The organism is Curtobacterium pusillum (assembly GCF_013359865.1).
Classification (GTDB): domain Bacteria; phylum Actinomycetota; class Actinomycetes; order Actinomycetales; family Microbacteriaceae; genus Curtobacterium; species Curtobacterium pusillum.
Genome location: NZ_JABMCE010000069.1, coordinates 59,643 through 81,745 on the forward strand (window position 1 = coordinate 59,643; position 22,103 = coordinate 81,745).

Below are 22,103 nucleotides of genomic sequence, written 5' to 3' on the forward strand. Positions count from 1 at the left end.
ATCGGGGCCTCCCGTCCGGTGGCGGGAGGCCCCGATCGGCCTAGTCGTCCGAGGCGTTCCGCTGGACGGGGATCGATCCGGTGACGGGAGCCGTGGGCGAACCCATGGCGTCCGCGGCCTTGACCGCCTGGACCTCGAGGTCGTCGGCCGTGCCCTCCTTGTCTGCCTGCTCCTGCAGGGCCGAGCTCTTGCGGAGCGGCGGCGCCTTGAAGAACCAGCTCAGGATGAAGGCGAGCAGGATGACCGCGAAGCCGACCCAGTAGACCGTGACGGCCGAGGAGTTGAACCCGGTCATGAACGGCTTCGTCAGCGCCTTGTCCGCACCGTTCAGGTACGAGGTGTCGCTCGTCTCCGAGCTGCTGCTCGACCCGTTCGAGTCCGCCTGCTTCGAGATGGTCTTCGAGAGCTGCGGGGCGAGCTGGTCGACCCAGTAGGTGCGCTGGGAGGCGTTCGACCAGTCGACACTCACGGTGCCGTTCGACTGAACGGTCGCGTGGGCCTTGTCCGCGACCGCGGCGAGCGCCTGCTGCTCGGCGGCGGGTGTGGCTGCGGAGACCTGCTGGTCGATGACCGTCTGCGCCGCGGCGGCCGGGACGGTGCCCGCGGCGACCTGCTGCTGGACGGCGGCGGTGACCTGCTTCGTGACGGCGGCATCGGCGGACTGCTTCGCCTGTGCCGCGGCGCCGTCGAGCTTCGACTGGACGCTCTTCTCGACCGGGGTGACGATCGGGTTCCAGATCTGGTCCATGACGCCCTGGTTCGCCTTCGCCGAGGCGACCGTCGGGTTGAGGGCGGCGTCGAGCGCACCGGTGAGGTTCTTCTCGTCCGCCGTGGCGTGCAGGATGTTCGTCGGCATGATCGAGAACAGGACGGACAGGAGCACCGCGGTGCCGAGCGTTCCACCGATCTGGCGGAAGAACGTCGCCGAGCTGGTCGCCACGCCCATGTCACGCGGCTGGACCGAGTTCTGCGAGGCGAGCGTGATGCTCTGCATGAGCTGACCGAGGCCGAGGCCGATCAGGAACATGCCGATCATGAGGAACCAGAGCGGCTTGTCGATCGTCATGAACGTCAGGACGACGTAGCCGATCGAGACGAGCGCGGTGCCGATCACCGGGAAGATCCGGTACCGACCCGTGCGGGCCACGATCTGACCGGACGCGATCGACGCGATCATCAGACCGCCGATCATCGGCAGGGTCGCGAAGCCGGACTCGGTCGGCGTCAGACCGGTGACGATCTGCAGGTACAGCGGGATGGTCAGCATGGCGCCGAACATCGCGAAGCCGACGAGGAAGCCGAGCACCGTGGCCATCGAGAAGACGCCCGAACGGAAGAGCTTCAGCGGGATGATCGCGTCGTCCTTCATGAGCGTCTCGATGACGAGGAAGGCGACGAGGCCGAGGACACCGATCGCGTAGCAGGTGATCGCGCCGGCGGAGCCCCAGCCCCAGGTGCGGCCCTGTTCGGCGACGAGGAGGAGCGGGACGAGGGTCACGATGACCGAGGTGGCACCCCACCAGTCGATGCGCGGCTTGGCCTTGGCGTCACCGAACTTCGGCAGGTGCAGGAACGCGATGACCATGAGGAGCGCACCGATGCCGATCGGGACGTTCACGAGGAAGACCCAGCGCCAGCCGGTGATCCAGAGGATCTCGTTCGCACCGGAGAACAGGCCGCCGATGAGCGGGCCGATCACGGAGGAGATGCCGAAGACGGCGAGGAAGTAGCCCTGGTACTTGGCGCGCTCGCGCGGGGCGAGGATGTCGCCCATGATCGCCAGCGGGAGCGACATCAGCGCACCGGCGCCGATGCCCTGGAAGGCACGGAACGCGGCGAGCATGATCATCGACGTCGACATCGTCGAGAGCAGCGAGCCGAGGATGAACACCGCGATGCCGAAGATGTAGAGCGGACGACGACCGAAGACGTCGGAGAGCTTGCCGTAGATCGGCGTGGTGATCGTCGAGGCGATCAGGTAGGCCGTGGTGACCCAGGCCTGCTGGTCGAGACCGTGCAGGTCGTCACCGATCGTGCGGATCGCCGTGCCGACGATCGTCTGGTCGAGGGACGACAGGAACATGCCGGCCATGAGGCCGTAGATGACGAGGAGGATCTGACGGTGCGACATGATCGGCTTGCCCGGCGTGCTGGCCGTGCCGTTCTGTCGTCCGCGCTGCACCTCGACGGGTGCGGTGGCAGTAGACAATGCGTGTCCTTGAGGGGTGCGTGGCGTCCCGTCGAGCGGTGGCCCGGCGGCGAGGTGTCGGTCGCGAGGGACCGACGATGGCGGGTCAACCTTGCAGACGCTGCAACTTTACACCAAGAGCACGTTTGCTGCCAACGCAAACTTTCCCATCGTGCATGTTTGGTGAACACCCTCACAGGTATCGGCTCCGGACGCGTCGACGCACAGGAGGCGCGGTGCGGGTCGGACCCGCACCGCGCCTCCTGGAGGTCGGTCGTGTGAGCGCCTACGCGCCGACACGCCACCAGTCGTCGAAGGGCGTCGCCGGGACCTGGCGCTTGTGCTCCGTGGCACGGTAGCGGGACTCGATCGCCTCGGCGACCTCGACCGGCACGTCGTGGCCCTGCAGGTAGGCGTCGATCTCGGCATAGGCGAGGCCCAGGTTCGCTTCGTCCGTCTGACCGGGCAGGTCGTCGAGCAGGTCCGCCGTCGGCGCCTTCTCGTAGAGCCGAGCCGGAGCACCGAGGTACTCGAGGAGCTGGCGCCCCTGGGTCTTCGTCAGGCCGGTGAGGGGCGTGATGTCCACGCCGCCGTCGCCGTACTTCGTGAAGAAGCCCGTCACGGCCTCGGCCGCGTGGTCGGTGCCGACGACGAGGAGCCCGCGCTGCCCGGCGATCGCGTACTGGGCGACCATCCGCATGCGGGCCTTCACGTTGCCCTTCACGAAGTCGCTCAGCTCGACGCCGGACGCCAGGGTGTCCCGGACGACGCCGTCGACGCCGTGCTCGATGTTCACGGTGATGCCGGGGTCGGCCGCGATGAACTGCAGGGCGAGCTGGGCATCGTCCTCGTCGGCCTGCACGCGGTAGGGCATGCGGACGGTGGTGAACTCGGCCGGGTGTCCCTCGGCCCGGAGTGACTCGACGGCGAGCTGCGTCAGGCGACCGGCGAGCGTGGAGTCCTGGCCGCCGCTGATCGCGAGCAGGTAGCCCGCGGCACCGGTGGTGAGCAGGTAGTCGCGGAGGAACCCGACGCGCCGCGCGACCTCCCGCTCCGGGTCGATGGTCGGCTGGACGTTGAGGTCCGCTGCGATGGCGGCTTGGAGTTCACGCACCACCCCAGTATCCCGCTGCACCGTGCCGGTGAACAGTCTCGATCAGTTCGATCGTTGACAGTTAGCTCTCGAACGGTTAGAGTTCTGATCATGACGCAGCAGGCACCCCGGTTCGACTCGCCCCTCCAGCAGATGCGCTGGATCGGGTGGGCGCAGCGCAAGGCGGCCGAGGAGTGGGTCCGCGAACGCGACCTCACCCAGGAGCAGAGCTTCGTGCTCGGGTACCTGCAGCGCACGCCCGGCGTGATCCAGCGGGACATCGCCGAGATCACCCGGACGAGTGCGGCCAGCGTCTCGAGCCTCCTGCAGGGGCTCGAGCGTCGCGGGCTCGTCGAACGCCGGGCGGACGCCGAGAACGCCCGGACGAAGCGTGTCTTCGCCACCGACGAGGGGATCGCCCTCATCGCCGGGTTCGAGGACGCCATGACCGCCCTCGACGACGTCCTGCTCGCGCCGCTCGACGCGGACGAGCGGTCCACACTGCAGGCCCTCCTGCAGAAGGTGACCGCCGAGCTGCCGGAACCCACCCGCTAGCGCACCCCGCGCCTCCAGGCCGCCGAAGGCCCGCCGGAGGCCCGACCCACCGACTCGACGGCACCCGCCGATCGTGCGCTCCACGCTGCCCGGAACCGGGCGGCGCAGCCCTGCCCAGAAGGAGGCAGCCATGAGCACCACCACCGAAGACCCCACCCTCGACACCGCCGCGGCGAAGAACCGCTGGTACCTGTCCGCCGCCCCCATCGGACGTGCGCTCGTGCACCTCTGCGTGCCGATGGCCGCCGCGATGGTCGTCAGCGCCGTCTACAACGTCATCAACGCCGGCTTCATCGGCTCGCAGCACGACACGTCGCTGCTCGCCGCGATCACCTTCGGCACCCCGCTCCTCGGCATCATCATGGCCGTCGGCGGCGTGTTCGGCGTCGGCGGCAGCGCGCTCATGTCCCGCATGCTCGGAGCATCCGAGCACGACCCCGCGAAGGCGCAGGACATCAAGCGTGTGGCCTCCTTCGCGCTGTGGGGAGCCGTCGTCACGGGAGCCGTCCTCGCCGTGGTCGGCCTCGTGTTCCTGCAGCCACTCGTCGCCGTGCTGGGCGCCGACGAGGCCGCGGTCCCCGCCACCAGCGCGTACGTGGCCGTGATGCTCGCGTTCGTCCCCGTGCTGGTAGCGTCGTTCGCCCTCGAGCAGATCGTCCGCTCCGAGGGGGCTGCGCGCCAGGCGATGATCGGACTCATCCTGTCGACCGTCGGCAACCTGGTGTTCGACGTGCTCTTCATCCTGGTGCTGCACTGGGGAGTCGCGGGCGCTGCACTGGCGATCGGGCTCGGCAACATGGTGTCGATCGGCTACTGGATCGTCTGGCTGCAGCGGAACAGCGAGAACGTCAGCTTCGCGCCGAGGTGGTTCACGCTCCGCCCCGACATCCTCAGGGGCGTGTTCGGTGTGGGCGCCGGGGAGCTCCTGCAGTCCGGGTTCCTCATCGTGACGACGCTCGTGCTCAACAACCTCGCCGCCGGGTACGGCGACGACCCGCTGGCCGCGATGGGCGTCGCGGTCCGCATCGCCCAGGTGCCCGAGTTCCTCGTGATGGGCGTCACGATCGGCGTCCTGCCGCTGCTCGCCTACGCGTTCGGCAAGGGGGACGGCGTGCGGCTCCGCGCGGCGCTCCGCAGTGCGGCGTTCACGGTCGGCACGATCGTCCTGGTGTTCTCCGGCACGGTGTTCGTCTTCCGCGAGCAGGTCTTCACGATCTTCTCCGGCGACCACTCGGTCCTCGCGATCGGCCTGACGATCCTCACCGCCCAGCTCGTCGCCACCATCGTGAACGGGTTCACGGGGCTGCTCACCTCGCTGTTCCAGGCGACCGGCATGGTGCTGCCCGCGATGGTTCTGTCGATGGCGCAGGGCGTGCTCTTCATCCCGATCGTCATCGTCGGGAACCTGTGGTTCGGGCTCGCCGGGATCATCTGGGCGCTGACCGTGACCGAGGTGCTCGTGTTCGTCGCCGCGGTCGTGCTCTGGGTCGCATCCCGGGGTCGGATCGCCCGCGGACTCGCCGAGGGGTCGCCGGAGCGGGCCGAGGCCACGCTCGTGGAAGCGGCCGTCTGACCGACGGCGGGCCGGTCGGCGGAACTCCACGTGAGACGGCTCGTCGGGAGGCCCCCGAACTGGGGAGACCGATCTGTCTGTCCACACTTCTGCGGACCGCTACAGTGGACATCGTCAGCGAGTCGCACCCGACCGGCGCTCCCCCGCCGGGACTCGCAGCGAGCATCGACGCTCCGGCCCTCGAGCGCTTCCCCTGCGGCTCGAGCCGGAGCGCGATGGCCCCGTCGGCCGTCCCGCCGCGACAGCGCCGATTCGACAGCGCACCCGTCGATCAACGCGTGCGGTGTCGGGCGACGGCCCCGGCGGAACGCGACGGCCCCGGCGTCCGACGTCGAGATCAGTCGGTGCCGGTGTCGAAGGCCGCGCCCTCTGACGCGGCGTCCGTCGCCCGCTCTCGCGCCAGTTCCGCGTCCGAGGTGGCGACGGCACCGCCGAGGATCTCCTCCGCCTCGCCCGACTCGAGCCGACCGACGAGATCGCCGGTCGCCCCGCCGATCAGGCCGGCGGCCGCGTACTGCTCGAGGCGCGACCGCGAGTCCGCGATGTCGAGGTTCCGCATGGTGAGCTGGCCGATCCGGTCGTCCGGACCGAACGCGGCGTCCCCCACGCGCTCCATCGAGAGCTTGTCCGGGTGGTACGACAGCGCCGGACCTGTCGTGTCGAGGATCGTGTAGTCGTCACCGCGACGGAGGCGCAGCGTGACCTCGCCGGTGACCGCCGAGGCGACCCAGCGCTGCAGCGACTCGCGGAGCATGAGCGACTGCGGGTCGAGCCAACGACCCTCGTACATGAGACGCCCGAGGCGGCGACCCTCGTTGTGGTACGACGCGACCGTGTCCTCGTTGTGGATCGCGTTGAGCAGGCGCTCGTACGCGATGTGCAGCAGCGCCATGCCCGGCGCCTCGTAGATGCCGCGGCTCTTCGCCTCGATGATGCGGTTCTCGATCTGGTCGGACGCCCCGAGGCCGTGGCGGCCGCCGATCGCGTTCGCCTCGTAGACGAGCGCGACGGCGTCGGCGTACTCGACACCGTTGATCGCGACCGGGCGACCGGCCTCGAAGCGGACGCTGACCTCTTCCGTGGCGACCTCGACGTCGTCGCGCCAGGCGGCGACGCCCATGATCGGCTCGACGATGTCCAGGCCGCTCGAGAGTTCCTCGAGGCTCTTCGCCTCGTGCGTGGCGCCCCAGATGTTCGCGTCGGTCGAGTACGCCTTCTCGGTGGAGTCGCGGTACGGGAAGCCGCGGGCGACGAGCCACTCACTCATCTCCTTGCGGCCGCCGAGCTCCTGGACGAACTCGGAGTCGAGCCACGGCTTGTAGACGCGCAGGCGCGGGTTCGCCATCAGGCCGTAGCGGTAGAACCGCTCGATGTCGTTGCCCTTGTAGGTCGAGCCGTCGCCCCAGATGTCGACGCCGTCCTCGCGCATCGCACGGACGAGCATCGTGCCCGTCACCGCGCGGCCGAGGGGCGTCGTGTTGAAGTACGTCTTGCCGCCCGAACGGATGTGGAAGGCACCGGTCTGCAGGGCGACCAGCCCTTCTTCCACCAGGGCGCTCTTCGCGTCGACGAGGCGGGCGATCTCCGCGCCGTACTCGTGGGCGCGACTCGGGACGGCGTCGATGTCCGGCTCGTCGTACTGGCCGATGTCGGCCGTGTACGTGCACGGCACCGCGCCCTTCTCGCGCATCCAGGCAACGGCGCAGGAGGTGTCGAGACCTCCGGAGAACGCGATGCCGACTCGTTCGCCGACCGGGAGACTGCTCAAGACCTTGGACACGGGTCAATCGTACGGGGCGCGCGGGGGTCACTACCGTCCAGCACGACGGTCGTGGGGATCAGCGGCGGGGCACGACGTGCTTGAGCGTGCGGTCGGCGACCGTCAGCACGAACAGGATGCCGGCCGCGATCAGCATGAAGACCGCGAGCTCGTGCAGACCGCCGGTCGTGGCCCGGTCCCCGAAGAACGCTGCGCCTCCGGACGACGCGAGCATCGCTCCGAGGTACATGAACGTCCGGAGCAGCCCCGAGGACGCTCCGATCCGCTCGGGGTCCGCCTGGTGGAAGAGGGTGTTCTGGATCGCCAGGTTCACGAGGCCCTGCGGGATGCCGAACAGGATCCCGATGACGACGAGCGACCAGATCGCCGCGTCGGCGCGGACGAACAGCAGCAGCGCGCAGGCGACGAGCTGGAACACCGCACCGACGACGAGCTTCATCCGGACCTCTGGTCGCCGTCCGGTCAGGGTGGACACGAGGATCCCGGTGGCGAACACGGGCAGCAGGATGAGCCCCGTGGCGGAGGCGCTCAGCCCGCGCCCGTCCTCCATCCACTGCGTGACGCCGTAGAGGAACGAGTACGACACCGTCGCCGCGACGACCCCGCGGGCGTAGGTGACGAGCAGCGGGAGGTTGCCGGCGAACACCCGCACGTCGATGAACGGGTCGGCGGTGCGGAGCTCCCGGACGGCGAACCCGGCGGCCGCGAGCACGGTGACGCCCAGCAGCCACAGGGTCGTGACCTCGAGGTCCATGAGGTACAGCAGCAGGGACACGAGCGTCGTGGCGAAGAGGAGGATGCCGACGAGGTCCAGCCGGAAGCGCTTCGGTGCCGCAGCGGCGCCACCGGTCTCGAGCGCCGTGTGTCGCGGCAGCACGAGCACGCCGAGCACGATGCACGCGAGGCCGAGCGGGATGTTGATGGTGAACGTGGTGCGCCAGCCTCCCATCCCGATGAGCAGCCCGCCGAGCGTCGGGCCCACCACCGCGATCGTCTGCGTGGCGACGGACAGCGCGGTGAGCACGCCGGCGGGCGAGGCGATGCCGGTGCGCGCCGATTCGCTGCGGATCAGGTACATGGACGCGGGGTACCCGGCGCACGTCCCGAACCCGAGCACGACCCGCGCGACGATGAGCACGCCGATGTTCGGCGCGACGGTTCCGATCACACCGGCGACGAGCGTCAGGAACGCTCCGACGAGGAACAACCGGCGCGGGCCGAACGCATCGACGAGCCGGCCGACGAGCGGCTGCCCGATCGAGGTCGCGAGGTACAGCGACGACACGAGCCACGCGGTCTCGGATGCCGGGGCGCCGAACGCTGCGGCGATCGGGACGAGGGCGACGGCGATGATCGACGAGTTGATCGGGTTGAGGATCGACCCGAGCATCATCGGGGCGAGCAGCCGCCGGTCGAACCGGTCCGCGCGGGGGCGATGCTCGGAGACGGCCGTCACCGGCGCACCATCCGTTCGATGATCGCGGCGGCGTCGATGACCGTCCGGCGTTCGGCCTCGGTGAGCGACTCGTCCATGGTCCGGACCAGCCACTCGCTCCTGACCTCGCGCAGCCCGGAGTTGCGGTGCTCGCCGGCATCGGTGAGGGTCACGATCTGCCGGCGCCCGTCGGACGGGTCGGCGCTGCGACGGATCAGCCCGAGCTCCTCGAGCCCGGCGAGGGTGACGGCCATCGACTGCGGCTTCACGCCCTCGAGCACGGCGAGCGCGGAGGCCGATGCGGCCTCCCCCTTCGCGAGGCGGGCGAGCACGGACACCTGGGATGCGGTGAGCTCGTCGCCGGAGGAGACCTCGCGCATCCGTCGACGGAGTCGGCCGACGGCGACGCGGAGGTCGATGGAGGCCCGGAGTGCGGAGGTGTCCGTGTCCGTCCCGAGCTGCAGCGGGTCGTTCATGATCGACAGTCTGCACTGCACAGTTAGGTTTGTACAGTTCAGGCTGACGATCTATGGTGACCGTCATGACCGAACACGACACCGTCCTCCTCGTCATGGACTTCCAGCACGGCATCGTCGAGCGACTCGGCAACGCCGACGTCCTCGCCGCAGCGACCCGAGCGGTCGACGCCGCCCGAACAGCCGGCATCCCCGTCTTCTTCGTCCGGGTGGCGTTCCGCCCGGGCTACCCGGAGGTCGCCGACACGAACCAGGGCTTCGCCGCCGCGAAGTCGTCCGCGGGCGACACGATGACCGAGCAGAGCGCCGCCACGCAGATCCACGCGGCGCTCGCACCCCGCCCGGAGGAGCCGGTCGTCACCAAGCGCCGGATCAGTGCGTTCACGGGCAGCGACCTCGACGTGCTGCTCCGTGGTGCGGGCGCCCGGGAGATCGTCGTCGCGGGGATCTCGACGAGCGGTGTGGTGCTGTCCACGGTGCGCCAGGCAGCGGACCTCGACTACCGGATCACCGTGCTCGGGGACGCCTGCGCCGACGGCGACCCCGAGGTGCACCGGGTCCTCACCGAGAAGGTGTTCCCGCGGCAGGCGACCGTCATCGGCACCGCTGAGTGGATCGACACGGTCGCCGCGTAGCGCGGATCGAAGGTGCCCCTGGAGGGACTCGAACCCCCAACCGTTTCCTTAGGACGGAACTGCTCTTCCGTTGAGCTACAGAGGCTGGCCCTCCCACTCTAGCGGCGGAACGGCTCCAGGAAGGCGCGGAGCTCCCCGACGAACAGGTCCGGCTGTTCGAACGGCGCGAAGTGCCCGCCGCGATCGAGTTCCCGGTGGTACACGAGGTTCGTGGTCCGCTCGAGCCACTCCCTCGGTGCTCGTACGAGGTCGCCCGGGAAGACCGAGAACCCGGACGGCACCTCGACCCGCCGTGCCATCTGCTCCGCCGGCACCGCCGCGTTGGCGTGGTACATCCGCATCGACGAACCGATGGTCCCCGTGGCCCAGTACTCGGTGAGCAGCGCGAGGACCTCGTCCCTCGTGTACACCGACCAGACGTCACCGTCGCAGCCGCTCCACGATCGGAGCTTCTCGACGATCCACGCCGCGAGCCCGGCCGGGGAGTCGTTCAGCCCGACAGCGGCGGTCTGCGGTTTCGTCCGGTGCATCATCGCGTAGGCGCCCTCGGCGGTGCGCCACCGTTCGGTCTCGGCGACGAACGCGCGCTCGGCCTCGGACAGCAACGAGGGGTCGAGTCCGGGCCAGGGCAACCCGCCGTCGATGCGGTGCACCGCGACGACGCGATCGGGGTGGTCGAGTGCGAGGTACCGGGCGACGTGCGTCCCGATGTCGCCGCCGGAGACCGCGAACCGTTCGTACCCGAGGTCGGTCATGAGTGCGGCCCAGAGTCCGGCGACCGCGCGGGCGTCGATCGGCCGGGGCGGCGCGTCCGAGAACCCGTAGCCGGGCATGTCCGGCACGACGACGTCGAACCCGGCGTCGACGAGCATCGGGAGCACCTTGCGGTACCGCCACCCGGAGTCCGGCCAGCCGTGTGCGAGCAGGATCGGCAGCGCCCCGGGCTCGGCGGCTCGGGCGTGGAGCACGTGGACGCCGATCCCGTCGACCCGCACGCGCCGGCTCGGCAGCGCTGCGAGCGCGGCGCGGTGCGCGTCGAAGTCGAAGCCGTCCGCCCAGTACTCGACGAGCGCCCGGAGCTCGTCGACGTCGACGCCGAGCGACCAGCCGGTCCCGACGGGAGCGTCGGGCCAACGGGTCGCGCGCAGTCGCGCGCGCAGGTCCGCGATGGTCGCGTCGTCGATCCGCGGTGTCTCCGTCATGACGGCACGCTACCCAGCACCGCCGACGGACGGACGGGAGGCGCGTGGCGGGCCCGCACCGCGCCTCCCGTCCGGCGACGGGCGGCGCCCGACGCTTCTGGGCGGTTCCTTGGAGCGGCGGCGTGAGCCTCGTTCCCGGAGGTACCACCATGACCGTTGGTCTGATCATCGGAGCGGCCGTCGCGCTGCTCGCCGTCTCGGGTGCGGCCGTCGCCCTCGTCGCCGCGGGCGTCGAAGTCGACCGAGAGGGGCTCTGCGATGTGGAGTGACCTCGTCGGCCGGGTCCGCACCCCTGCGGTCGCCGGTGCGCTCGTGCTGGGTGTCGTCGTGCTCGTCACCGGCTGGACGCTCGCCGCCGTGCCGGAGGTCGGCCTCGCCGAACTCGGCGTGGACCGCTTCCTGATCGCGCACGTCCCCCCGACGGGCGTCGCGATCGCGACGACCGTCGGCATGGTCCTCGAACCCGCGGGAGGCCTCCTGCTCCTGGTGATCGTCGGCGGGGTGGTCCTGCTCCGCGGGGACCTCCGCCGGACCGGGCGGTTCCTCGTGGTCGCCGCCGTGTCGTGGCTGTCGGTCGAGCCGGTGAAGCTGCTCGTGCACCGACCTCGGCCGGTCCTGCCGGGCATCGCGGTCGTGCACGAGAGCTGGTCCTACCCGTCCGGGCACGTCGCACTGGCGACCGCGATCGTGGCCGGCCTCGTCACGGTCACCGCCGGCCGTGCGCGCGCGCAGGTGCTCGCCGTCGGTGCCGTCCTCGTGGTCGCCGTCGCGGTCTCCCGGCTCGTGCTCGGCGTACACCACCCGAGCGACGTGGCCGCCGCCGCCGTCTGGGCGGGCGCCGTCGCCGTGGTCGTGAGCGCGCTGCTCCCGCGCCTGCCGGCGGCCCGGACGACGACGGCCCGTCACCGCACCGACCGGCAGGTCCGCGGCGTGGTCCTGGACGGGGAGTCACGGTGACCGCCCTGCTCGAACGGACGCTGCCCGCCGTCGCCGTGACACGTCGCCGGGGTTGGCCGGCCCCGGTCCTCATCGGCGTGCTCGCGGCGGCCGTCTCGGTCGCGGGGAGCTGGGTCCCGTCGGTCTGGTACGACGAGGCGGCGACGGTCGTGTCCGCGACGAGGTCGTGGGGAGCGCTCGGCCGCGAGGTGCAGCACGTCGACCTCGTGCACGTGACGTTCTACGCCCTCATGCACGTCTGGTTCGACCTCGTCGGGTACTCGCCGTTCACCCTCCGCCTGCCGTCCGCGATCGCCGTCGGAGCGGCCGTCGGTCTGACCGTCGTCCTCGGGCGAGCGCTCGCCGGTCGGCGCGTCGGGGTGCTCGCCGGGGTGTTCACCGCGCTCCTGCCCCGGGTGACGTGGATGGGCGAGGAGGGGCGGTCGTTCGCGTTCGGCATGCTCCTCGCCGTCGCGGGGACCCTGCTGCTGGTGGTCGCCGTGCGACGGACGGAGGCAGCGGCGCGCTCCTGGCCGTGGTGGATCGGCTACGTGGCGGTGTCCGCCCTCGGCGGTGCGGTGTTCCTCTACCTCGCGCTCGTCACCGTCGGGCACGGGGTGACCGTGGCCCTGCCGCTCCTCCGCCGCAGCACACGGACGCGTGCCGCGCTCCGTGCCGCGGGCTGCTGGGCCGGAGCCGCCGTCGTCGTGCTCGGAGCGCTCCTGCCGTTCGCCCGGGCCACGTCCTCGCAGTCCGGACAGATCGACTGGATCCGTCACGTCAGCGCGCACACGCTCGAGGAGGTCCTGGTCACCCAGTTCTCCTACGAGAACACCGGCTTCGCCGTCCTCATGTGCATCCTCGCGGTCGGCGGGGCGCTGTTCGCGCTCCACCACGCTCCGGGTCGGCGTCTCCTCGCGGTGGTCCTGCCGTGGGTGGGGGTGCCGACGATCGGGCTCGTCGCCGTGTCGCTCGTGACGAACCCGCTCTACTCACCGCGCTACGTGTCGTTCGCCGCGCCGACGGCCGCGCTCTGCATGGCCGTCGCCGTGGACGCGCTCCAGCGGAGCGCGGCGATCTCGTCACGACGGGCGGCCGGGGCGACGACGGTGCTCGCCGTCGCCGTGGCGGCAGCGCTCTCCGCACCGTCCTGGGTCGCCCAGCGGACCGTGACGGCGAAGGACGACTCGGCGTGGAACGCCGTCGCGGCACTCGTGCACCGGGAACGCGCGCGGGAACCGGCGGGAACGGTCGACGCGGTGGTGTTCGGCCCGCTCGAGCGCCACCCGAAAGCGACGTCCCGGATCATCGAGGAGACCTACCCGAAGGCGTTCGCCGGCGCCCGCGACCCGCTGCTCGTCACTCCGGCAGGAGGCGGCGACGCGCTCTGGGACACCCAGCGCCCGCTGTCGGACATCGGCGGTGCCGTCGCCGGTGACGACGCCGTCTGGCTGCTCACGGCGGTGTCGCCGGACGAACGCGCGACCGTGACGGCGTCCCTCGCGGCAGCGGGGTACCACGTGGACCGGACGTGGACGGTCGCACGGACGCGGGTGGTCCGGTACCTCCGGTGATCGGGAGGGTCCAGGCTGGAGTCAGGAGAGGAGGGCGGACCATGGGACTGTGGTGGTCGTCGATCCCCGACGCCCTGGGACTGCCGGCGCGGTGGTCGTCGGTGTTCCGCGGGGACACGGACGCCGACCGGGCGGCGTACCGGCGCTCCGCGACACGCATGGGAGTCCAGGTCGCTGTCGTGTCCGCGGCCCTCGTGCTGTCGATCGTCGCGCTCGTCGTCGTGTACGTGCTGTGGCAGCTCACCCCGGCGCAGCAGCAGGAGACGCACGGGCCCGAGGACGTCCACGTCTACCTCGACACCGTCGACCTCGCCATCGCCATCGGTGTCCTCAGCGGCGCAGCGATCCTCTTCGCCGGCGTCGCCTCGTGGATCATCGCCCGCCGAGCGGTCCGCCCCATCGCCGAGGCACTGACGATGCAGCGCGCCTTCGTCGCCGACGCCAGCCACGAGCTCCGCACCCCGCTGACCGTGCTCGACGCCCGCGTGCAACAACTCCGGGCGATGATCGACACCGCCGACTCTCGGCGTCCCGTGGTGGACGACGTCCGTGACGACACCCGTGTCCTGGTCGACATCGTGAACGACCTCCTCGAGGCCGCGCGCGGGGCGGGGGAAGCCGTCCCGACCGCGCTCGGCCCCGAGCTCGTCGCGGCGGAACGGGACATGGCCGTGCTCGCCGAGCAGAACCGGGTGCGACTGCGGACGACGCCGACGGACGCGGTCGTCACCGTGCCGGCGACCTCACTGCGCCGGACGATCGTCGCGCTGGTCGACAACGCGATCGCGCACTCGCCGGCGGGCGGCACCGTGACGGTCACGGCGGCCGTCGAGGACGGTTTCGTGTCCCTCCGGGTGCGTGACGAGGGCGCCGGCATCGCCGGCATCGCCCCACGCCGGGTCTTCGAGCGCTTCGCCCACGGCACGCCGACCGGGCCGCCGCAGGACGGCCGTACCCGTTCCGGATCCGGGATCGGTCTCGCCCTCGTCCGCGACGTCGCCGTCCGGCACGGCGGCGACGTCCGTGTCGAGCACACCGGACCGCACGGCACGACCTTCCTGCTGCGGCTCCCCGTCGCGGGCGGCAGGAGACGACGTCACTGAGGACGCCCGCGGCGAGCGCCTCGGGGCGGTCCGCGTCGGGCTGCTCTTGGACCTTTCTGGGAGCAGGTGCCCGACGCTGGTGACATGAACGAACGTACGTGGTCGCGCGGACGGGTCCTCGACCTGGTGTTCCTCCTCGGCATCGCGCTGAAGGGGTTGGACGGTGCCGTCGAGCTGCTCCTCGGGCTCCCGCTCCTGGTCCTCCGCCCGGCCCAGGTCCTCGGCATCGCTCGGGCCCTGACGGCCGGCGAACTCCGGGAGGACCCGCACGACCTCCTCGCGCACGTGCTGCTCCACGGGGCGGCGTCCCTCAGCGCCGACGCCACCGTCGTCGCCGCCGTGTACCTCGTCGTCCACGGCGCGGTGAAGCTCGGCATCCTCGCCGCGCTGTTCCGCGGCACCGCCCGCGTGTACCCGTGGGCGATCGTCGCGCTCAGCGGCTTCCTGGTCTGGCAGGGCTACCAGCTCGCCACCGGACCGACCGTCGGCATCGCCGCGCTGACCGTGTTCGACGCGGTCGTGATCGCCCTGACCTGGCGGGAGTGGCGACGGCACCGCGGTCTCCGCGACGCGTGGCGCTCCGTGGTCGGACGGCCGGCCGCCCCTTCCGCTCCCCCGGCACGCGACGACACGGCGGCGCTCGTCCGCGCGCCGCGGGTGAGCCGAGGGTCCTGATGCTCGACCCCTCGACGCGGCCCGGTGTCCGGCGCGGGACGTCACACACGGCGGCGTGGTTCCAGCTGGTCTTCGCGACCGGGGCCGTGGCGCTCCTCGTCGTCGGGGCGTGGCCCCGCGCCCTGGTCGCCGCGCTGCTCGTCCCCGCGATGTTCGCACCCGCGGTCCTGGGACGCGTGGTCGAGCAGCGGCTGCCGACGCACCTCGCCGTCCAGCTCGGCTGCTTCATCGCCGCGGGGCCGTTCGCCGGTGCCGCGTTCGGGCTCTACTCGGCGCTGCCCGGCTGGGACAAGCTCGTGCACGCCGACTCCGGCGTGCTGGTGGTCTCAGCCGGTCTGGCACTCCTGCGGGGGCGATCGACGCGGTGGCCGCGACTCCTGCTCGTCCAGGGGTGCGCCATGGCGATCGCTGCCGGGTGGGAGATCGTCGAGTTCACGAGCGACACGCTGTTCGGGACGCAGGCGCAGCACGGCAACACCGACACGATGACCGACATCATCGCCGGCACCGTCGGCGCCGCCGCCGCGCTCGTCGCGTTCGCGGTGGCGAAGCGGGTCCGTCCGCCCGGGCTCCCGGTCTGACCGGCCTTCCGCTCACGCCGGTGCCGCTCGACGGTCAGGCGGGTGTGCCGAGCCGGTACCCGACGCCGCGGACCGTGCTGATCATGTCGCGGTCGGTCTTCCGCCGGATGTAGTGCACGTACGTGTCGACGGTGCCGAGTTGCTCGCCGTGCTCGAAGACCGCGGAGAGCAGGTGCTGGCGGGTGAAGACGCGGGCCGGATCGCTGGCGAGCAGGCGGAGCAACTCGGTCTCCTTCTCCGTGAGCATCACGCGTCCGGTGTACGGCGAGGTGACGCTGCTGTCGTCGGGCCAGAACGCCCATCCGCCGATCTCGATCGCCGCGCCGGTACCGGAGTAGTCGCGGGTGAGCGCACGGAGCCGGGCGTTCAGCTCGTCGAAGTCGAACGGTTTGACCAGGTAGTCGTTCGCCCCCGCATCGAGGCCGGACACGCGGTCCCGGACCTCGCCGAGCGCGGTGAGCATCAGGACCGGGGTGCTCACACGACGCGCCCTCAGCTCGGCGACCACCTCCGTGCCGTCGATGCCGGGCAGGCGTCGGTCGACGACCATGACGTCGAAGTACTGCTCCGCCGCCACCTGCAGTGCGCTCTCCCCGTCCGCGCGGAGGGTGACGTCCCAGTCGACGCCGAGCACGTCCGCGACCAGCGGGCCGAGCCGGGGGTCGTCCTCGACGAGCAGGAGACGGGGCGTCACGGGCGGTCCTTCCGGTCACCGTCCGTCCCCGGTACCGACCACCGGCGAGGACCGCTACGCGGCCACCAGGTACTCGTCCCACTCGGACTGCGGGCGCTCGATGCCCCGCACCACCCACGACGTCCCGTGCGGGGCCTTCGGGCGGAAGCGGAGCCGCCACCCCATCTCCCGCGGGGTGCGGTCGCCCTTCGTGTTGTTGCACGCCAGGCAGCAGGCCACGAGGTTCTCCCACGAGTCCTGCCCGCCGCGGGACTTCGGCTGCACGTGGTCGATCGTCGTGGCGTGCCGGTCGCAGTACGCGCACCGGTTCGCGTCCCGACGGAGGACCCCGCGGCGGGACACGGGCACGAGTCTCGAGTGCGGGATGCGCACGTACCGCGTGAGGATGATGACGGACGGACGGTCGTAGGTCGCCGTCGAGCCCGCGACCGGGTGCTCGAGGTCGGCGGCGACGATGGCGGCCTTCTGGTTCATGACGAGCACGAGGGCCCGACGGAACGAGATCACCGCGAGGGGCTCGTAACCGGCGTTGAGGACGAGAGTGCGCATGGGTTCCCTTCCGACGTGCCTGGACGGCTTCCAGGCTGTGCGGGTGCGTCGGACCTCGGGCACCGCGCAGGTGACCTCCGCTCGCGCGAACGCCCCCTGAACCACGAAGAGCACCACCCGGATGGGCAGTGCTCTCGTCATGCAGGGGCGTGCTCGTACGCGCAGGCGGCGGTCGACCGTATGTCGACGTGCGCGCGCCGACCCATGGTGCGGGTCGTGCGGAACGCTGACATGGGGTCTCCCTGCTCGGGCCGTTCGGACCGGTGCAGCGTCAGGTTACGTCAGAAACCGGCCCGACACGAGGGTGTGCGGGCCGGTTCCGGCGATGTTCACGGGATCGACGCTCGTGCGCCGCCCGGGTCGCGAGCCCGGTCAGAGGCATCCGGCGGGTCAGATCCCGAAGCGGACGATGTGGTAGTCGCTGGTCCAGATCTTGCGGATCGAGATCGAACCACCGGGCTTCGGGGCGTCCATGATCATGCCGTTGCCCATGTAGAAGCCGTCGTGCGCCTCGTTGTTGAAGATGACGACGTCACCCGGCTGCGCCTCGGACTCGGGGATCGTGGTGCCGGCCTGGTCCTGCAGCGGCACCGAGTGCGCGAGGTTGATGCCGTACTGGGCGTACACGAACATGACGTAGCCCGAGCAGTCGAAGCCGGACGGGTCCGCGCCGCCGAAGACGTAGGGGGTGCCGATGTACTGCTTGGCGGTGGCGACCACGGCCGGCAGCGAGAACGGGGTGTTCGCGGCGGTCGAGGACGCGACGTAGTCGGACGCACTCGGGCCGGTGTACGAGGCGTACTGCGAGGCCGTCTGCGCACGGGCGGCCTGCGTGGCGGCCGCCTGCTTCGCGGCCGCGGCGGCGGCCTTCTGCGCAGCTTCGGCGTCGAGCGTGGACTGCGCGGTGGCTCCGTAGCCGTCACGGCTGGTGCCCGCGAGGGCGACGGCGTCGGAGACGGAGAAGTTCTGGGCCTCGGTCGTGCGGATCTGGCGCTGCGCGTTCGCGGCGTCCGTTCCGGTGGACTGCTGCGTCGCGGCGAACGCGGGGGCGACCGCGACCGTGCCGAACATGCCCGCGGCGACGGTCAGGACGACCGGTGCCAGGAAGCGGCGCTTGCGGGCCGACGAGCTCGCCTTGTTCGAGGCGGCGGCACGAGCGGCCTGCGCGGCGCGACGGCCGCCGGGGAGCGGGGCGTCGCGCACGGGGGTCACGGTGCGGGCGGGAGTCGCGGCGGTCGCGGTGCGGGCGGCACGAGCGGCGCGGGCCTCGCCGGCTTCGCTCTGACGAGCGGCCCGCCGGGAGAGCGGGGCGTCGGTGGCGTTCGCGGTGTTCGTCGAGTTCGCGGTCGTCTGGTCGTCCGCGGCGGAACCGGTCTGCGTCAAGGGTGGTGTCTCCGGCGTCTCGTCATCACTGCCCGCGGGGGTGATCGCGGGCCGTGCAACCCCATCCGTTCGTCATCGTTTCCGATCGAGACAGGAGACGGGTTCGAGACGTCCTGTCACGGGTCCTGGGCCTCGTGGCTGGCCACCGGACTCGACGAGTGTACGTGGCGACCGTTACCTTGTCGAGATGAAAACGCCTGTTTGTAACGGAATGGTAAAGAACCCCTGATCAGACCGCAGAAATCGGCTTCGCCCCAGTTTCGGGGGCAGACGCCTCAGGAACGCTCGATGTAGACGTGCTGCGCGACCTCGGTGGGCAGCTCGATGCCCGCGTCCTCGCCCTCGACGCGGACGGCGACGTACGCCCCCGCACGCTGGACACTGGCGACCCGACCGGGCATGACCCCGGCAGACCGCAGCTGGTGGAGGAGCTCCGGTTCGAACTGCACCGGCTCACCCAGGCGGCGGATCACACCGGTCGCGACGGCGTCGGTGCCCTCCGTCGCGGCGACGATGTTCTGCACGCCGTCGAGGAAGCCGGGCGCCGCAGGGCCGCCGATCTCCGCGAGGCCGGGGATCGGGTTGCCGTACGGCGACTCGGTCGGGTTGCCGAGCATCTCGAGCAGGCGGACCTCCACCTGCTCGCTCATCACGTGCTCCCAGCGGCATGCCTCGTCGTGGACGAACGCCCAGTCGAGCCCGATGACGTCGGACAGCAAGCGCTCCGCGAGCCGGTGCTTGCGCATCACGTGGGTCGCGCGGGAGCGCCCCTCTCCGGTGAGCTCGAGGTGACGGTCGCCCGAGACGACGACGAGACCGTCGCGCTCCATGCGGGCGATGGTCTGCGAGACCGTGGGGCCCGAGTGCCCGAGGCGCTCCGAGATGCGCGCGCGCAGCGGCACGATCGCCTCTTCCTCCAGGTCGAGGATGGTGCGCAGGTACATCTCCGTGGTGTCGACGAGATCGGTCACGGTCCGCCTCTCATGTCTGGGCCCAGCGCGCCCCACCCTACTTGTTCGGGACGACGTGGAACGACCGACACTTGCAGGGTGCAAGACTCGGGGTGGGATACCGCTCGTTAGGATCGGTGCATGGCAGACATCGTCATCCCCGCCGACCTCCTCCCGACCGATGGCCGATTCGGCTGCGGACCGTCCAAGATCCGTGGCGCGCAGCTCGAGTCCCTCGTGACCCGCGGGGCGACGATCCTCGGGACGTCCCACCGCCAGAAGCCCGTGAAGGACCTGGTCGGCAGCGTCCGCCAGGGCATCGCCGACCTGTTCGACGTCCCGGTGGGCTACGAGGTCGTCCTCGGCAACGGCGGCTCGACCGCGTTCTGGGACGCCGCCGCGTTCGGCCTCATCGAGCGTCGCGCCGAGAACCTGTCCTTCGGCGAGTTCGGCTCGAAGTTCGCCAAGGCCGCCGGCGCGCCGTGGCTCGAGGCCCCGCACGTGGTCGAGGCGCCCGGCGGCTCACTCGCGTCGCTCGAGCCGGTGGACGGCGTCGATGTGTACGCCTACCCGCACAACGAGACGTCGACGGGCGTCATGGCGCCGGTCGTCCGCGCCGCGGGAGACCCCGGCGCCCTCACCGTCGTCGACGCCACGAGCGCCGCCGGTGGTGCCACGTTCGACGTCAGCGCCACGGACGTCTACTACTTCGCACCGCAGAAGAACTTCGCGTCGGACGGTGGCCTCTGGCTCGCACTGTTCTCCCCCGCCGCGATCGAGCGCGTCGAGCGCATCGCCGCGTCGGGCCGCTACATCCCGGAGTTCCTGTCGCTCAAGAACGCCGTCGACAACTCCCGCCTGAACCAGACGCTGAACACCCCGGCGCTCGCGACCCTGATCCTGCTCGACGACCAGGTCCGCTGGATCAACGAGTCCGGCGGGATCTCGTGGGCGGACACCCGGACGAAGACCTCGTCGTCGACGCTGTACGAGTGGGCGGAGTCGGTCGACTACGCGACGCCGTTCGTCACCGTGCCGGAGCACCGGTCGCAGGTCGTCGCGACGATCGACCTCGACGACTCCATCGACGCGAAGGCCGTCGCCGCGACCCTGCGCCAGAACGGCATCGTCGACACCGAGCCGTACCGGAAGCTCGGACGCAACCAGCTGCGCGTCGCGACCTTCACGGCCATCGACCCGGACGACGTGGCGAAGCTCGTGCAGGCGATCGACTTCACGGTGAACGCCCTCCGCTGACCCCCGCCTCCCCCTCGCCCCGCAAAACGCAACGTGGGCGGTTCCTCGCAGCGGAATGTCGCTGCGAGCAACCGCCCACGTTGCGTTTCGTGGAAGGGGAAGGTCAGGCGTCGGACTCGTCGGACTCGTCGGACTCGTCGGATTGGTCGGACTCGTCGAGCTCGTCGACGTCCACGCCGTCGATGTCGTCGTCGTCCGACTCGTCGAGGTCGTCCTCGTCGTTGTCGAAGTCGTCCTCGTCGTCGTCGGACTCGTCGTCGTCGGACTCGTCGTCGTCCGAGTCGTCGTAGTCGGCGTCCTCGTCGGCGGACTCGTCGTCGTCCTCGTCGTCCTCGTCGTCGTCGAACTCGTCATCGGAGTCGTCGTCCGACTCGTCGCGCTCGTCGTCCGCGCCCTCGGCGTCCTGCCCGGCGCGGTACTCGGCGAGCCGCTCCGACCACGGCACCCAGTCGGGCGCGAGCAGCGAGCCGTCGCCGGGCATGAGTTCGACCTCGAGCACGGTCGGGTCGTCCCCCTCGACCTGGGCGATCGAGACGGTCCAGCGCCAGCCCGGGTACCCGGCCATGCGGTTGGCGAAGAGCACGGAGACGACGCCGTCGCCCTCGTCGACGGTGCCCGCGGGCGCGCCGACGGTGGACTCCGGGGTGACCTCGAGCAGGGCCTTCCGGGCGAGCGCCGTGAGGTCCGTCGAGGGGGAGGGAGAGGTGTCGGTCATCACGCGTCCAACTGGTCAGCGACGTGCCGCAGGATCGCGGCGATGCGGGTGCCGTTCTTCGGGTACCGACCGTGACGGAGGTCGCCGCTGATCCGGTCGAGCTCCTTCACGAGGTCCTCGACGATCACGGCCATGTCGTCCGCGGATCGCCGGGACATCTTCGCCAGGGACGGCTGCGGGTCCAGGAGCCGCACGGACAGCGCCTGCGAACCCTTCTTCCCCTGGACGACGCCGTACTCGAGCCGCGAACCGGCCTTCACCGACGTGACGCCGTCGGGCAGCGAGGACGCGTGCAGGAAGACGGGTTCGCCGTCATCGCCGGTGATGAACCCGAACCCCTTCTGGTCGTCGTAGAACTTGACCTTGCCGGTGGGCATTCGTCGGTCTCCTCGTGGTCGTGGAACGGCCGTGGTGCGTCGGATATCCTGGGTCGATGGCCAAGCCGACCCGATCCACCGGGAACACGCAGGATTCCGCGGAACCCCCGGTGACGTTCAATCGTACCGAACGCGCCCTCGCGTTCATGGTCGGTGGGATCTTCATCGCCGCGTTCCTCTGCATGGCGGCGATGATCGTGATGTGGCTGACCGTCCCGAGCGCCCAGGGATCGATGCCGTGGCCCGTCATCATGGCGATCCCGCTCATCGGGTTCCCGATCGGCATGGTCCTCGTCTTCACCCTGCTCGGCATCACCTGGACGCGCCGGGCGCGAGCGAACCGGGCGGCGCGCTGAGGCCCGCGCCGACGAC

At 70.9% G+C, this 22,103-nt stretch carries 22 protein-coding genes and 1 tRNA gene; 10 read left to right on the top strand and 13 right to left on the bottom strand.

Annotated elements, in window-relative coordinates:
• Positions 1-40 precede the first annotated feature (40 nt).
• Together HP507_RS07020 and nadE are read right to left on the bottom strand one after the other, a co-directional pair.
• Complete coding sequence (locus HP507_RS07020; protein ID WP_175351132.1) at positions 41-2,131, bottom strand: MDR family MFS transporter; 2,091 nt, start codon at positions 2,129-2,131, stop codon at positions 41-43.
• A 343-nt stretch (positions 2,132-2,474) separates the two neighbouring features.
• Positions 2,475-3,302, bottom strand: coding sequence for an ammonia-dependent NAD(+) synthetase (gene nadE / locus HP507_RS07025; RefSeq protein WP_175351078.1), 828 nt, complete (start codon positions 3,300-3,302; stop codon positions 2,475-2,477).
• Positions 3,303-3,392: 90 nt separating this feature from the next.
• Between nadE and HP507_RS07030 the strand changes: the two genes are divergently transcribed.
• Together HP507_RS07030 and HP507_RS07035 are read left to right on the top strand one after the other, a co-directional pair.
• Complete coding sequence (locus HP507_RS07030; protein ID WP_217508561.1) at positions 3,393-3,836, top strand: MarR family winged helix-turn-helix transcriptional regulator; 444 nt, start codon at positions 3,393-3,395, stop codon at positions 3,834-3,836.
• A gap of 130 nt (positions 3,837-3,966) precedes the next feature.
• The gene (locus HP507_RS07035; protein WP_175351079.1) at positions 3,967-5,409 is read left to right on the top strand and encodes an MATE family efflux transporter; all 1,443 of its coding nucleotides are present in this window, start codon (positions 3,967-3,969) and stop codon (positions 5,407-5,409) included.
• 337 nt (positions 5,410-5,746) lie between these two features.
• On the opposite strand, the gene argG is transcribed toward HP507_RS07035, so the two are convergent.
• The 3 genes from argG to HP507_RS07050 are packed head-to-tail and all read right to left on the bottom strand — an operon-like array spanning position 5,747 to position 9,100.
• Positions 5,747-7,189 (bottom strand): argininosuccinate synthase, encoded by a 1,443-nt coding sequence (gene argG, locus HP507_RS07040; protein ID WP_175351080.1) that lies wholly within the window; start codon positions 7,187-7,189, stop codon positions 5,747-5,749.
• Positions 7,190-7,247: 58 nt separating this feature from the next.
• Positions 7,248-8,645, bottom strand: a complete 1,398-nt coding sequence (locus HP507_RS07045; RefSeq protein ID WP_217508562.1) for an MFS transporter — start codon at positions 8,643-8,645, stop codon at positions 7,248-7,250.
• Positions 8,642-9,100 carry a MarR family winged helix-turn-helix transcriptional regulator gene (locus HP507_RS07050; RefSeq protein WP_175351081.1) on the bottom strand — a complete coding sequence of 153 codons (459 nt, stop codon included), beginning with the start codon at positions 9,098-9,100 and terminating at the stop codon, positions 8,642-8,644. The genes HP507_RS07045 and HP507_RS07050 overlap by 4 nt, the downstream gene beginning before the upstream one ends.
• Positions 9,101-9,165: 65 nt before the next feature.
• Between HP507_RS07050 and HP507_RS07055 the strand changes: the two genes are divergently transcribed.
• Positions 9,166-9,735 carry a cysteine hydrolase family protein gene (locus HP507_RS07055; RefSeq protein ID WP_175351082.1) on the top strand — a complete coding sequence of 190 codons (570 nt, stop codon included), beginning with the start codon at positions 9,166-9,168 and terminating at the stop codon, positions 9,733-9,735.
• 13 nt (positions 9,736-9,748) lie between these two features.
• Here the strand turns inward: HP507_RS07055 and HP507_RS07060 are convergent.
• Positions 9,749-9,820: transfer RNA gene (locus HP507_RS07060), tRNA-Arg, on the bottom strand.
• Positions 9,821-9,833: 13 nt separating this feature from the next.
• On the bottom strand, positions 9,834-10,937 hold the full coding sequence (locus HP507_RS07065; protein ID WP_175351083.1) for an epoxide hydrolase family protein: 1,104 nt from the start codon (positions 10,935-10,937) through the stop codon (positions 9,834-9,836).
• Between the two features lie 258 nt (positions 10,938-11,195).
• Between HP507_RS07065 and HP507_RS07070 the strand changes: the two genes are divergently transcribed.
• From HP507_RS07070 to HP507_RS07090, 5 genes are all read left to right on the top strand, one after another.
• Positions 11,196-11,894: a phosphatase PAP2 family protein gene (locus tag HP507_RS07070; RefSeq protein WP_175351084.1), complete on the top strand. Its 699-nt coding sequence runs from the start codon at positions 11,196-11,198 to the stop codon at positions 11,892-11,894.
• Positions 11,891-13,447, top strand: coding sequence for a glycosyltransferase family 39 protein (locus HP507_RS07075; RefSeq protein WP_175351085.1), 1,557 nt, complete (start codon positions 11,891-11,893; stop codon positions 13,445-13,447). Before HP507_RS07070 ends, HP507_RS07075 begins: the two co-directional genes overlap by 4 nt.
• Positions 13,448-13,488: 41 nt before the next feature.
• Positions 13,489-14,550 carry a sensor histidine kinase gene (locus tag HP507_RS07080; RefSeq protein ID WP_175351086.1) on the top strand — a complete coding sequence of 354 codons (1,062 nt, stop codon included), beginning with the start codon at positions 13,489-13,491 and terminating at the stop codon, positions 14,548-14,550.
• An 84-nt stretch (positions 14,551-14,634) separates the two neighbouring features.
• On the top strand, positions 14,635-15,225 hold the full coding sequence (locus HP507_RS07085) for a DUF2127 domain-containing protein (RefSeq protein WP_175351087.1): 591 nt from the start codon (positions 14,635-14,637) through the stop codon (positions 15,223-15,225).
• Positions 15,225-15,806: a DUF2238 domain-containing protein gene (locus HP507_RS07090; protein WP_175351088.1), complete on the top strand. Its 582-nt coding sequence runs from the start codon at positions 15,225-15,227 to the stop codon at positions 15,804-15,806. Before HP507_RS07085 ends, HP507_RS07090 begins: the two co-directional genes overlap by 1 nt.
• A 34-nt stretch (positions 15,807-15,840) precedes the next feature.
• On the opposite strand, the gene HP507_RS07095 is transcribed toward HP507_RS07090, so the two are convergent.
• From HP507_RS07095 to HP507_RS07110, 4 genes are all read right to left on the bottom strand, one after another.
• Positions 15,841-16,500, bottom strand: a complete 660-nt coding sequence (locus HP507_RS07095; RefSeq protein WP_175351089.1) for a response regulator transcription factor — start codon at positions 16,498-16,500, stop codon at positions 15,841-15,843.
• 54 nt (positions 16,501-16,554) lie between these two features.
• Positions 16,555-17,049 (bottom strand): HNH endonuclease, encoded by a 495-nt coding sequence (locus tag HP507_RS07100; protein ID WP_175351090.1) that lies wholly within the window; start codon positions 17,047-17,049, stop codon positions 16,555-16,557.
• 390 nt (positions 17,050-17,439) lie between these two features.
• Positions 17,440-18,432 carry a C40 family peptidase gene (locus HP507_RS18165; protein ID WP_175351091.1) on the bottom strand — a complete coding sequence of 331 codons (993 nt, stop codon included), beginning with the start codon at positions 18,430-18,432 and terminating at the stop codon, positions 17,440-17,442.
• A gap of 275 nt (positions 18,433-18,707) precedes the next feature.
• Positions 18,708-19,403 carry an iron-dependent transcriptional repressor DtxR gene (locus HP507_RS07110; RefSeq protein ID WP_144711323.1) on the bottom strand — a complete coding sequence of 232 codons (696 nt, stop codon included), beginning with the start codon at positions 19,401-19,403 and terminating at the stop codon, positions 18,708-18,710.
• Positions 19,404-19,523: 120 nt separating this feature from the next.
• Between HP507_RS07110 and serC the strand changes: the two genes are divergently transcribed.
• Positions 19,524-20,639: a phosphoserine transaminase gene (gene serC, locus HP507_RS07115; protein WP_175351092.1), complete on the top strand. Its 1,116-nt coding sequence runs from the start codon at positions 19,524-19,526 to the stop codon at positions 20,637-20,639.
• A gap of 103 nt (positions 20,640-20,742) precedes the next feature.
• Here the strand turns inward: serC and HP507_RS07120 are convergent, their stop codons facing one another.
• Together HP507_RS07120 and HP507_RS07125 are read right to left on the bottom strand one after the other, a co-directional pair.
• Entirely contained in the window at positions 20,743-21,354 is a 612-nt protein-coding gene (locus HP507_RS07120; protein ID WP_175351093.1) for a DUF3027 domain-containing protein, read from the bottom strand.
• Positions 21,354-21,731 carry a cold-shock protein gene (locus HP507_RS07125; RefSeq protein WP_175351094.1) on the bottom strand — a complete coding sequence of 126 codons (378 nt, stop codon included), beginning with the start codon at positions 21,729-21,731 and terminating at the stop codon, positions 21,354-21,356. The genes HP507_RS07120 and HP507_RS07125 overlap by 1 nt, the downstream gene beginning before the upstream one ends.
• Before the next feature lie 56 nt (positions 21,732-21,787).
• Here HP507_RS07125 and HP507_RS07130 point away from each other — a divergent pair, with 56 nt between their 5' ends.
• Positions 21,788-22,087: a hypothetical protein gene (locus HP507_RS07130; protein WP_175351095.1), complete on the top strand. Its 300-nt coding sequence runs from the start codon at positions 21,788-21,790 to the stop codon at positions 22,085-22,087.
• The last annotated feature ends 16 nt before the right edge of the window (positions 22,088-22,103 follow it).

What these genes read in the sequence shown, in the direction of transcription:
- HP507_RS07085 (WP_175351087.1), top strand. Translation starts at nt 14,635, where the DNA reads ATGAACGAACGTACGTGGTCGCGCGGACGGGTCCTCGACCTGGTGTTC.
- HP507_RS07065 (WP_175351083.1), bottom strand. Translation starts at nt 10,937, where the DNA reads ATGACGGAGACACCGCGGATCGACGACGCGACCATCGCGGACCTGCGC.
- HP507_RS07090 (WP_175351088.1), top strand. Translation starts at nt 15,225, where the DNA reads ATGCTCGACCCCTCGACGCGGCCCGGTGTCCGGCGCGGGACGTCACAC.
- HP507_RS07070 (WP_175351084.1), top strand. Translation starts at nt 11,196, where the DNA reads ATGTGGAGTGACCTCGTCGGCCGGGTCCGCACCCCTGCGGTCGCCGGT.
- HP507_RS07055 (WP_175351082.1), top strand. Translation starts at nt 9,166, where the DNA reads ATGACCGAACACGACACCGTCCTCCTCGTCATGGACTTCCAGCACGGC.
- HP507_RS07125 (WP_175351094.1), bottom strand. Translation starts at nt 21,731, where the DNA reads ATGCCCACCGGCAAGGTCAAGTTCTACGACGACCAGAAGGGGTTCGGG.
- HP507_RS07035 (WP_175351079.1), top strand. Translation starts at nt 3,967, where the DNA reads ATGAGCACCACCACCGAAGACCCCACCCTCGACACCGCCGCGGCGAAG.
- HP507_RS07020 (WP_175351132.1), bottom strand. Translation starts at nt 2,131, where the DNA reads ATGTCGCACCGTCAGATCCTCCTCGTCATCTACGGCCTCATGGCCGGC.
- HP507_RS07080 (WP_175351086.1), top strand. Translation starts at nt 13,489, where the DNA reads ATGGGACTGTGGTGGTCGTCGATCCCCGACGCCCTGGGACTGCCGGCG.
- HP507_RS07100 (WP_175351090.1), bottom strand. Translation starts at nt 17,049, where the DNA reads ATGCGCACTCTCGTCCTCAACGCCGGTTACGAGCCCCTCGCGGTGATC.
- HP507_RS07130 (WP_175351095.1), top strand. Translation starts at nt 21,788, where the DNA reads ATGGCCAAGCCGACCCGATCCACCGGGAACACGCAGGATTCCGCGGAA.
- HP507_RS07120 (WP_175351093.1), bottom strand. Translation starts at nt 21,354, where the DNA reads ATGACCGACACCTCTCCCTCCCCCTCGACGGACCTCACGGCGCTCGCC.
- HP507_RS07050 (WP_175351081.1), bottom strand. Translation starts at nt 9,100, where the DNA reads ATGAACGACCCGCTGCAGCTCGGGACGGACACGGACACCTCCGCACTC.
- serC (WP_175351092.1), top strand. Translation starts at nt 19,524, where the DNA reads ATGGCAGACATCGTCATCCCCGCCGACCTCCTCCCGACCGATGGCCGA.
- HP507_RS07030 (WP_217508561.1), top strand. Translation starts at nt 3,393, where the DNA reads ATGACGCAGCAGGCACCCCGGTTCGACTCGCCCCTCCAGCAGATGCGC.